Here is a 10,120-nt window from a genome sequence, read left to right as displayed (position 1 = left end):
GGATGCCAATCGCAAAATCATTGCTGCGCGTCTGCGCGTTCGGCCACGCGAACAGCAGCAAGGGCGCGCCGCGTTCGGTCTGCCAGACGCCTTCCATCGCGGCGATCTTGGCCGGCTGGTATTTCAAGGTATTCAGGCCGTGCAGATCGCCGACCAAAATTTGCAGCGGAATCAGCACGGCGCCGAGCGTCAGGCCGACCCGCAGCACCCGCGCCGTGTGCGGCTGCGCCCGGCCCTTGAGCAACTGCCAAGCACTCAGCCCCGCCAAGAAGAACGCCACCGTCAGCCCCGAGGCCAATAACTTGTGCGTCAAGCGGTAGGGAAAAGAGGGATTGAATATCACCGCCCACCAATCCAGCGCATGAAATTCGCCGTTGATGATCTCGAAGCCCTGCGGCGTGTGCATCCAGGAGTTCAGGCTCAAAATCCAGAAAGCACTCAGCGTGGTGCCAAATGCCACCATCACGGTGGCCACCAAGTGCACCCGCTCGCTGACCCGGCCGTGGCCGAACAGCATCACGCCCAGAAAACTCGCCTCCAAGAAGAAAGCCGTCAGCACCTCGTAGCCAAGCAAGGGGCCGGCGATATTGCCGGCTTTTTCCATAAAGCCGGGCCAGTTGGTGCCGAACTGAAAACTCATGGTGATGCCACTGACCACACCCAACGCGAAGCTCAAGGCGAACACCTTGGTCCAGAAACGGTAGGCGCTCAGCCAGGCCGCATCCTGCGTCAGCAGCCAGCGCGCGCGAAAGAACAGCAACACCCAGGCCAAGGCGATATTGATGGTGGGGAACAGGATGTGAAACGTGATGTTGGCGGCAAACTGCATGCGGGCCAGAACGACGGCGTCCATTTCAAAGACCTTCCACTGAACTTGTCTTGCCGCTGACCGCCCGCCCTATGCGACCGGGCAGCTCCAGCATTTTTTGCACCTTGGAGCCCATCTTCATCAGCTGGCCCAAGGTCTGCGAGTCCATTTTCTGGATGTCATCAAACCAGGTCGTCATCAGCTCGATCAGGTCATGCATGCCGCGCATGCGCTCCTGCGCCACGCGGTCTTCCTCGCTGGTGGGTGTCTCCAGCAGCGCATTGCGCAGCATCGACAACGTCGGCTCGATCTCGCGCCGGCGGCGCTCCTCGGCCAGCGTGCGGAAGATCTCCCAGGCGTCGGTGGGGGCCTCGAAATACTCGCGCCGGTCGCCGGTCAGGTGGCGCAGTTTCACCAGGCGCCAGGCTTGCAGCTCCTTCAAGCCCATCGATACATTGGAGCGGCTGAACTCCAGCGCCTCGCCGATTTCATCGGCATTGAGCGCCTGTGGCGACACGAAAATCAGTGCATAGATTTGGCCGACCGTGCGGTTGATGCCCCAGCGGCTGCCCATTTCACCAAAGTGAGCGACAAAGCTGCGGACCAGCGGGCTCATTGCATTCATCTTGCGAACTCCTTGCCTTACATTGACTCAGCGCAATCAACGGCGTCAGCGCTATTGATGCAGAACAAAGTTTATCAAAGTTTCAGTAATTACTGAAAATTCAGTAATTAAAGAAAATACACCGGAGACCCTTGTGCCCCTGCCCACCCCGCCCCTGCATTTGCTGACCGAGAGGCTGCTGCTGCGCGCACCGATGGTCGCCTTCGCCCCTGCCGTCAATGCCTTCCAGCTGCGCAACCGGGAGCGCTTCGCACCCTGGGATCCGCCCTACGCGCCCGAGTACTTCGAACTCGACGGCGTTCGCAATCGTCTGACCCGCAGCGCCCAGGACTTTGCCACCGGCAACGCCTATTGCTACTGGCTCAGCCGCACCGAAACGCCGGCTGAGCTGATCGGCAAGATCAATGTGACGCAGGTCAGCCGCGGCGCTTTTCAAAGTGCGGCAATCGGCTATGCGCTGGACGGCTATGCGCTGGGCCAGGGCCTGATGACCGAGGGTTTGCGGGCGGTGATCGCGCAGATGTTCGATCCCCAGGTGGGTCTGCATCGCCTGCAAGCCGCCGTGCGTCCCGAGAACCTGCCCAGCGTGACGGTGCTTGAGCGCCTTGGCTTTTGCTTGGTGGGCCTGAGCCCGCGCTATCTGTTCATCGACGGCAGCTGGCGTGACCATCAAATCTATGCGCTGATCAACCCGGACTGGCACGACGACAAGGCCCCTTGAATAACTCAGTATTCGCTGCTTTACAAGAATTACTTATTGTTTTACAGTAAATAATTATTGAAAAACGGTGAACATGAGAACCACAGCGACCGCTCCGCAAACCCAAGCCGCTGCTGCCGGCCGCGCCCGCGTGCGGCGCCTGAGTTGGTGGGTGCGGCTGTTTTGCCTGCTCGGCGCCGCCACCTTGTGCGTGGCCCCGGCGCTGCTGTGGAGCCGCCCGGAATGGCTGGAGTCAGTCGCCCGCAGCAGTTGGATCTCCAATGGCGCGGCCCTGCAACTCGATGCCGGCAGTCGCTTTTGGGGCTGGCTGAGCAGCTGCTTGCCCACCGCGGTGCTGCTGTTCGCGCTCTGGCAAATCTGGTGTGTGTTCGGCTATTACCGGCGTGGCGAGATTTTCAGAAGCGGCCCTGCCGTTCACTTGAAACGCCTCGGCGCGGCGCTGATGGTGAACGCGGTCGCGCAGCCGCTCTCCACCACCTTGGCCGTGCTGGCCTTGACCATGGGCAATCCGGTCGGCAAGCGCCAGTTGGTGCTCGGCCTGAGCTTTGAGCATTTCACCAGCTTCGGTTTCGGCTTGGCGATGCTGGTCATCGCCATCGTGATGCAAGAGGCGGCGCGGCTGGCGCAAGAGAACGCGGAGTTCATCTGATGCCGATTCAAGTCACGCTGGATGTGATGCTGGCCAAACGCAAGATGCGCTCACGCGAACTGGCCGAGGCAATCGGCATCACCGAGGCGAATCTGTCGCTGCTCAAGTCGGGCAAGGTGCGCGGGGTGCGTTTTGACACTTTGGCCGCCATTTGCCGAACCCTACAATGCCAGCCCGGTGAACTACTCAGCTATTTAGACGTGCCCGAGTTGCCCCCCGAAGCATGATCAGCTTTCATCCCAACGCGCAAGGCCGTGGCCGCCGCCGCGTCGGCCTGCTACTGCTCTTGCTTGTGATGCACATGGCCGTCTGGCTGGGTCTGGATGCGCATTGGCGCTATGCCCAAAAAGCCCGGCATACCCAAACCATCGCGCCGCATATTCAAGTTAGCCTGCTGGCGCCACCTGCCCGCAAGCAAGTGGCTGAAGTGTTGCCCTCGCGAGGGCCGGTTCAATTGGCCAAGCCGCGTGTCAGCAGCCTGGCGGCGCCGGCCCGTCAAGATGACGAGCAAGCCAGCGACGTGCAAGCCAGCAAAAGCTCGTCGATAGCGGCACCCAACAGCACGGTCGAAACGAGCGCGCCGGCGCAAGCGCACCGGCCGCCGGAGCGACTCAATCTGGCCCTGCCGGCTCGGGCGGCTTCCGGCGCGCGGGGCACGCCGGCGCAGATGGCGGCACAAGACCCGCGCGCAAATTCACACGGCCCCGATATGGGCGAGCGCATGGCCGTAGCCCTGGGCAGCGACCCCACGCTGCGCGAAGAATTGATCGCACCGGGCCACCGCCGCTTCCGCCAAGGCAGCACCTGCCTGGACGTCAACGACACCCGCAACTCGCAGCTCAACCCCTTTGACGAAAACGCCCGCATGGGCTCCAAGCTGGTATCCAAATGCAAGCAATAGTCCACACGACGGCCATCGCCAACCTGAAGCCGCAGCTTCAAGTTCTCGCCTTTTTCGCCATCTCGATGCTGTTGGCCGATGCTCGCGCCCAAGACGTCCCGGACGCTGGCCAGCCCGCCGTGTTGGAGTCTGTCTCAGTCAATTTGAAACGCGACGGCAGCATCCGGCCCTATCGCCAGATGAACGAGGTGCTCAGCATGCTGCAGCGCTACGGCCAAGGCCTCTTCCGTCTGGAATTCAGGTTAGAGGCCAAGGACCCCAAGCTGCCGCTGCCACGGGCGCTCAAGCTGGCCGTGATGCATGCCGACGCCTACGTGCCCATTCCGATCCAGGCCGACGGCACGCTGGAATTGCCGGTGCTGCCCAAGGAGCAGGCCAAGGACGCCGAGATCGCCAGCAATCTGCCCAAGGGCTCGGCCAAGGTGAGCGGTAAGTTGCTGCTGACCGTCAAGCCGGCGCAGCTTGATATGGCGCTGGTGCGCAAAATCATGAACGCGGCGGGCACCATGCGCAGCGAGATCTTGCCCTGGTATCTGCGCTGGGCATTTCCGCAGGTCGAAGGCGTACGCATTTGCAGCGCTCAAGCGAACTGGGAGCTTGAATGGCCCGATACGGCCACCGTCGGTCAATTGCTGACCGTGCCGCTGAGCGCCGACCCCAAGGACTTCGATCCGGACCAAAGCGGCGCGAGCAAGCAGTCGCCCTCCGCGCGCCGCCAATGCACCACCCTGAGCGGCGAAGAACGCTGGCCCGACAACGCCAGGCTGGTGGCGCCCCTGGATGCGAGCCTGAGCGTGCGGCTCAGCGGCCAGCGCTGATCAAACCACCAGAGCCTGACGCTTGCCGCGCTGCGCCTTGAGCTGTGCACGCTGCTCCTCCTGCAAGCGCAGCACCCGGCGCTGCAGCTTGCCGCTGGTCGTCATCGGCAAGGCGGTGACGAATTCGATTTCTTTTGGATACTCATAGGGCGCCAAGGCCCCACGCACATGGGCTTGCAACTCGGCCACCAACGCGGCCGATTCAACCTGGCCGGGGCTCAAGACCACATAGGCCTTGACCAAGGCGCCGCGCGCCGCGTCCGGCTTGGGCACCACCGCCGCATTGGCGACAGCCGGATGCTTGATCAGGCAGTTTTCGATTTCGCCGGGGCCGATGCGGTAGCCGGCCGACTTGAACATATCGTCGCTGCGGCCCTGGTACCAAAAATAACCATCAGCATCGACGCAGGCCAGATCGCCGGTGCGGCACCAGCTGTTGTCGGGGTCACCGCTGAACTTGGCGGCCGTGGCGGCGACGTTGCTCCAATAGCCCAGAAAGAACACCGGATCGAGCGCGCCCTGCACGTCGCGCCGGTGCACCGCCACCTCGCCGCTGACGCCTGGGGGGCAGGTCTTGCCGTCCTCGTCGATCACCGCGACCCGGTGGCCGGGGTAGGCGCGGCCCATGCTGCCCGGCCGCGCCGGCCAGAAGCGGCTGCAATTGCCCACCACATAGTTGACCTCGGTCTGGCCGAACATCTCGTTGACCATAACGCCAAGTTGCTGCTGACAGTAGGCAAACACCGCGTCGCCGACCGCCTCGCCGGCACTCATGATGGCCCTCAGCTTGAGCTGAAACTTCGCCGCCGGTTCAGGCACGGCCTTCAGCATCGCTTTCAAGGCGGTGGGGAACAAAAACGTGTGCGTGATGCCGTGGCGTTGCATCAGCTCGAAGGCTCGCTCCGGGTTGAAGCGGCCCTGATAGGCCAGGATGGGCCGGCCGAAATAGAGTGTCGGCAACAAGGCATCCATCAAGCCGCCGGTCCAGGCCCAGTCGGCCGGGCTCCAGAACACCGCGTCGGACTTCTTGCTCGCATCGGCCGGGTCGAAACCGAACCAGTTCTGGCTGGCGACAAAGCCGCTCAGATTGCCGATCAAGGCCCGCTGCGGAATCAGCGCACCCTTGGGGTCGCCGGTGGTGCCGCTGGTGTAAATCAGCAGCGCCGCATCATCGGCCTGCAGCCGCGCCGGCGTGAAGCGCGCCGGCTCGGCCTGCAGCGCGGCCATCCAGCACACCTCATGCTCGCCCTGCGGCTGACCCCCGGCCGTGATCAAGGTGCGCAGGGCCGGGCACTTTACTCGCACGGCCTGCAGCTGCGGCAGGCCGGCCTCGTCGACGATTGCCAGCACGGCGCCGCTGTCACGCAAACGGAACTCCAAGGCGTCCGGGCCAAATAGATGGGACATCGGCACGCCGACCGCGCCGAGCTGGTTGATCGCGATATGCGCCACCGCCGTCTCAAAACGCTGCGGCAGCAAAATCGCCACCCGGTCACCCCGCTGCACGCCGCGGCGCCGCAAGGCATTGCTCAAGCGATTGGCGGCACGCTGCAACTGGCCATAGCTGTACTGGGCGCGCGACACGGCCGACGCGCTCTCGCTCTCAAAAATGATCGCCAGCGCATCCGGCGTCTCGCGTGCCCAGCGGGCGCAACAGGCCTCGGCCAGGCTGAACTCTGCAGGCACCGTCCAAGAAAAGCCGGCGTACAGGGCCGCATAGGCGTCGACACAGGCATCGCTTGAACGACCAATATGCTTTTCCATCGAACGCCCTTATGTGTCGCCAGCAAGTCGCGCATGGTAGCCAAGGCCTGCCGAATGGCGCTCATGGATTGCCCTCGGTCAAACTGGCATCAGGCTTTGTAGCGCGCCAGCGCATCACCGCTGAGTCGGCAGATGCGCCAGTCAGGCAGCAGGCTCGCGCCCATGCGCTCGTAGAAGCGGATCGCGTCTGCATTCCAGTCCAGCACGCTCCACTCGAAACGGCCATAGTCGCGCTGGTTGGCGAGCTGCGCCAAGCGGGTCAGCAGCCCCTTGCCCAGGCCGACACCGCGGTGCGCCTGGCGCACATAGAGGTCCTCAAGATAGAGCCCGGGCTTGGCCAAAAAAGTGCTGAAGTTGGTGAAGAACAGCGCGAAGCCGACCACCTCACCCTCGACCTCGCCCACCAGCGCCTCGACCACCGGCTTGGGGCCGAACAAATGGGGCGCCAGCTTGTCGGCGGTCACGGCCAGCAGATGGGTCAACTGCTCGAACTCGGCCAGCTCGGTGATCAGGGCAACGATGGCGGGCACATCGCGCGGCGCGGCGGGGCGTATGGTGTAGGCGGTCATGGGCGCTGATTCTGCCCGTGAATCAAGCCCGGGCAATTGTCACAAAGCCGACAGCCATGCAATGTTGCAGCGGGCTACAGTGCGCCGCATGACTGCACCCGCCTATCTTGCCCGCCGCCCCTATCAAAGCCGCTTCATAGCCCTGCGCGGGCTGCGCCACCATCTGCTCGACTGGAGCGCCGCCGGCACCGCCAGCGATCAGCAAGGCCCGCCACTGCTGATGCTGCACGGCTGGATGGATGTGGGCGCTTCGTTTCAGTTCGTGGTCGACGCCTTGCAGGAGCAAGGCCGCCGGGTCATCAGCATCGACTGGCGCGGCTTTGGTCTGAGCGCCGGCAGCGGCGCCGACGCGTACTGGTTCCCCGACTACCTGGGCGACCTCGACGCCTTGCTGGACGCCGTCAGCCCCGACGCGCCGGTTGACCTGCTGGGTCACAGCATGGGCGGCAATGTGGTGATGACCTATGCCGGCGCCAGGCCCGCCCGGGTGCGGCGCGTGATCAATCTGGAAGGCTTCGGTCTGCCCGACACGCAGGCCGAGCAGGCACCGGGCCGCCTGAGCAAATGGCTGGACGACCTGAAGACGACGCAGGAGCTGAAGCCTTATGCCGATCTGGCGGCGGTGGCCGCAAGGCTGATGAAGACCAACCCGCGCTTGGGCGCGGCCAAGGCGGATTGGCTGGCGCCGCATTGGTCGCGCGAGGTGGACGGTGCCTGGCAAATTCTGGCCGACCCGGCGCACAAGCGCGCCAACCCCATGCTTTACCGCAAGGATGAAATCGTCGCCACCTGGGCGCGCATCGAGGCCCCTTTGCTCTGGGTAGAAGGCGCTTGCACCGATTTGACCAAGTTCTGGGGCACGCGCTACCCGCGCAGCGACTTCGAGAGCCGCCTGAGCGTGGTGCCCAATTTGCGGCGTCAGGTGCTGGCCGACGCCGGCCATATGCTGCACCACGATCAGCCCGAGGCGCTGGCCGCCGCCATCGAGGACTTCTTGGCCTGATCAAACAAAGCCTTGTCGAGCTTGCGCATGGCATAGGCGTAATAGGCAATCAAGGCACAGTAGAGCAGCACCGCACCTTGCGCGGCGAGCCAAAAACTAAAGGGCCAACCGAAGAAGCTGAAGCTCAGCTCGCGAGCAAAAAAAGTACCGCCAAAGGTGACCAGCGCCCAAATCAGCAGCAAACCAAAGCTCAGGCGCCGGCTGCGCTGCCAATGAAGCGTGCGGGCGGCAGCAAGGATTCGATCGCTTTCAATGCTATCCATACGGTCCTCATGCAGTGTCGGCTCGCGAACATCAATCTGGACGCCAGTGTGCCGCAAGCCCGGCCCGCGCAACAGGCTGAAAGCCCTGATTCGCAACCTCAAGCGGCGGGCGCGCCGGCCCGTGTGAAAATAGCGGACTCTGGACGGTCGAGGGCTGCCGCACTTCAGCGCACTCAAACAGCATCCGCAAACGACCGCCTCCGCAAGGAAATAAGAACATGGACATCGAACACATCAACGCCATTGGCGTCTCCCTGAACGACCTGACAGCGCGGACTGCCGCGCTAAGGGGGTATCTTTGACTACGACCGCAAAGCCCTGCGCCTGAACGAAGTCAACGCCGCTTTAGAAAACCCCAGCGTCTGGAACGAGCCCAAGCGCGCCCAGGAATTGGGCAAAGAAAAGCGCACGCTGGAGAACGTGGTTCAGACCATCGACCACTTGGAAAGCAATCTGGCCGACAACCTGGAGTTGTTCGAGATGAGCAAGGCCGAGGACGACTTCGAAGGCTTGAGCGCCATCGAAGGCGATGCGGCCAAGCTGAAGGGAGTCGTCGAGCAGATGGAATTCCGTCGCATGTTCAACAAGCCCGAAGACCCGCTGAATTGTTTCATCGACATCCAGGCCGGCGCCGGCGGCACCGAGGCCTGCGACTGGGCCAGCATGCTGTTGCGCCAATACCTGAAGTACGCCGAGCGCAAGGGCTTCAAGACCACGCTGGAGGACGAAACAGCGGGTGATGTGGCCGGCATCAAGAGCGCCACCATCAAGGTCGAGGGTGAATACGCCTTCGGCCTGCTGCGCACCGAAACCGGCGTGCACCGCCTGGTGCGTAAGAGCCCGTTCGACTCCTCGGGCGGCCGCCACACCAGCTTTGCCTCGCTGTTTGTCTACCCCGAAGTGGATGATTCGATCGAGATCGACATCAACCCGTCCGATGTGCGCACCGACACCTTCCGAGCCTCCGGTGCCGGCGGTCAGCACATCAACAAGACCGATTCGGCCGTGCGCCTGACCCACATCCCGACCGGCATCGTGGTGCAGTGCCAGGACGGCCGCAGCCAACACGGCAACCGCGATGTTGCGTGGAAGCGCCTGCGCTCGCGCCTGTATGACTTTGAATTGCGCAAGCAGCAGGAAGCCCAGCAAAAGCTCGAAGACACCAAGACCGACGTCGGCTGGGGCCACCAGATCCGCAGCTACGTGCTCGACCAGAGCCGCATCAAGGACCTGCGCACCAACCTGGAAATCTCGAACACGCAGAAGGTGCTCGACGGCGACCTCGACCCCTTCATTTCCGCCAGCCTGAAGCAAGGCGTGTGATGGCCGCGGCGGTCCGTGCGTTGATCTTCGACATGGACGGCACCATGATCGACTCGATGGGCCACCACCGCCTGTCGTGGATCGAGTTTGCGCGCCGGCATGCGCTGGCCATCGAGGTGGATGAGCTGATGCGGCGCACGACGGGCCGCACCGGCGCCGAGTGCATGAACGATCTGTTCGGGCGCGAGCTCACGCAAGCCGAATCCTGGGCCCTGATCGCCGAGAAGGAAGGCATCTACCGCGAGCTGTTCGCGCCAGTGTTCCGCGAAGTGGCGGGCTTTCGTGCCTTCGCGGCCGCCGCGCAGGCGCAGGGCCTGGCCATCGGCGTGGGCACCGCGGGCGACCGCCACAACATCGCCTTCGCGATGCAGCACCTGGCGATGGACCCGGCGCCGCGGGCCATCGTCGGCGGCGACGAGGGCCTGCCCGGCAAACCCGAGCCGGCGATCTTCCTCGAAGCCGCCCGTCGCCTGGGCATTGCGCCGGCCCATTGCGTGGTGTTCGAAGACGCGCCCTTCGGCATCGAGGCCGCACGCCGCGCCGGCATGCGGGCCGTTGCGCTGTGTTCGAGCCACAGCGCAACGCGCAGCCGCTGGCGTCGCAGGTGAGGGGCTCAAGCTCGGCGAGCGTGACGTCGAACAACGCCTCGCCATAGGGACCCGCGATCAGGGTGCGG

Annotated in this window: 13 protein-coding genes; 8 read left to right on the top strand and 5 right to left on the bottom strand. The window is 63.8% G+C overall.

Annotated features, from left to right (window positions below; translation table 11 throughout):
• Both RMO57_RS20755 and RMO57_RS20750 read right to left on the bottom strand, forming a co-directional pair.
• A partial coding sequence (locus RMO57_RS20755; RefSeq protein WP_310389913.1) for a cytochrome ubiquinol oxidase subunit I occupies positions 1-853 on the bottom strand: 853 nt, incomplete at its 3' end.
• Between the two features lies 1 nt (position 854).
• Positions 855-1,433: a GbsR/MarR family transcriptional regulator gene (locus RMO57_RS20750; protein WP_310389912.1), complete on the bottom strand. Its 579-nt coding sequence runs from the start codon at positions 1,431-1,433 to the stop codon at positions 855-857.
• A 133-nt stretch (positions 1,434-1,566) separates the two neighbouring features.
• On the opposite strand from RMO57_RS20750, the gene RMO57_RS20745 reads away from it, so the two are divergent.
• The 5 genes from RMO57_RS20745 to RMO57_RS20725 all read left to right on the top strand — a co-directional run bounded on the left by RMO57_RS20745 (position 1,567) and on the right by RMO57_RS20725 (position 4,522).
• The gene (locus RMO57_RS20745) at positions 1,567-2,154 is read left to right on the top strand and encodes a GNAT family N-acetyltransferase (RefSeq protein WP_310389911.1); all 588 of its coding nucleotides are present in this window, start codon (positions 1,567-1,569) and stop codon (positions 2,152-2,154) included.
• Positions 2,155-2,227: 73 nt separating this feature from the next.
• Complete coding sequence (locus tag RMO57_RS20740) at positions 2,228-2,803, top strand: DUF2975 domain-containing protein (RefSeq protein WP_310389909.1); 576 nt, start codon at positions 2,228-2,230, stop codon at positions 2,801-2,803.
• The gene (locus tag RMO57_RS20735) at positions 2,803-3,030 is read left to right on the top strand and encodes a helix-turn-helix transcriptional regulator (RefSeq protein ID WP_310389906.1); all 228 of its coding nucleotides are present in this window, start codon (positions 2,803-2,805) and stop codon (positions 3,028-3,030) included. The genes RMO57_RS20740 and RMO57_RS20735 overlap by 1 nt, the downstream gene beginning before the upstream one ends.
• The gene (locus tag RMO57_RS20730; RefSeq protein WP_310389904.1) at positions 3,027-3,704 is read left to right on the top strand and encodes a hypothetical protein; all 678 of its coding nucleotides are present in this window, start codon (positions 3,027-3,029) and stop codon (positions 3,702-3,704) included. The genes RMO57_RS20735 and RMO57_RS20730 overlap by 4 nt, the downstream gene beginning before the upstream one ends.
• Positions 3,692-4,522, top strand: a complete 831-nt coding sequence (locus tag RMO57_RS20725; protein ID WP_310389902.1) for a hypothetical protein — start codon at positions 3,692-3,694, stop codon at positions 4,520-4,522. Before RMO57_RS20730 ends, RMO57_RS20725 begins: the two co-directional genes overlap by 13 nt.
• On the opposite strand, the gene RMO57_RS20720 is transcribed toward RMO57_RS20725, so the two are convergent.
• Complete coding sequence (locus RMO57_RS20720) at positions 4,523-6,286, bottom strand: acyl-CoA synthetase (RefSeq protein WP_310389900.1); 1,764 nt, start codon at positions 6,284-6,286, stop codon at positions 4,523-4,525.
• 89 nt (positions 6,287-6,375) lie between these two features.
• Entirely contained in the window at positions 6,376-6,855 is a 480-nt protein-coding gene (locus RMO57_RS20715) for a GNAT family N-acetyltransferase (protein WP_310389898.1), read from the bottom strand.
• An 88-nt stretch (positions 6,856-6,943) separates the two neighbouring features.
• Here RMO57_RS20715 and RMO57_RS20710 point away from each other — a divergent pair, with 88 nt between their 5' ends.
• Positions 6,944-7,858 carry an alpha/beta hydrolase gene (locus RMO57_RS20710; RefSeq protein WP_310389896.1) on the top strand — a complete coding sequence of 305 codons (915 nt, stop codon included), beginning with the start codon at positions 6,944-6,946 and terminating at the stop codon, positions 7,856-7,858.
• On the opposite strand, the gene RMO57_RS20705 is transcribed toward RMO57_RS20710, so the two are convergent.
• On the bottom strand, positions 7,813-8,121 hold the full coding sequence (locus tag RMO57_RS20705) for a DUF4212 domain-containing protein (protein WP_310389893.1): 309 nt from the start codon (positions 8,119-8,121) through the stop codon (positions 7,813-7,815). The two genes, RMO57_RS20710 and RMO57_RS20705, sit on opposite strands and share 46 nt — an antisense overlap.
• A gap of 218 nt (positions 8,122-8,339) precedes the next feature.
• On the opposite strand from RMO57_RS20705, the gene prfB reads away from it, so the two are divergent.
• Together prfB and RMO57_RS20695 are read left to right on the top strand one after the other, a co-directional pair.
• Positions 8,340-9,444, top strand: a protein-coding gene (gene prfB, locus RMO57_RS20700; protein ID WP_310389891.1) for a peptide chain release factor 2 whose coding sequence is annotated in 2 segments (ribosomal slippage) — positions 8,340-8,420 and positions 8,422-9,444 — 1,104 coding nt in all. Because the reading frame shifts where the segments join, the coding sequence is not laid out codon by codon here.
• Entirely contained in the window at positions 9,444-10,052 is a 609-nt protein-coding gene (locus tag RMO57_RS20695) for an HAD family phosphatase (protein ID WP_310389889.1), read from the top strand. Before prfB ends, RMO57_RS20695 begins: the two co-directional genes overlap by 1 nt.
• The last annotated feature ends 68 nt before the right edge of the window (positions 10,053-10,120 follow it).

Origin of the sequence: Roseateles sp. (genome assembly GCF_031397715.1) — a bacterium.
In the GTDB taxonomy this organism is placed as follows: domain Bacteria; phylum Pseudomonadota; class Gammaproteobacteria; order Burkholderiales; family Burkholderiaceae_C; genus Paucibacter_A.
This window is presented reverse-complemented; position numbering and strand designations above follow the sequence as displayed.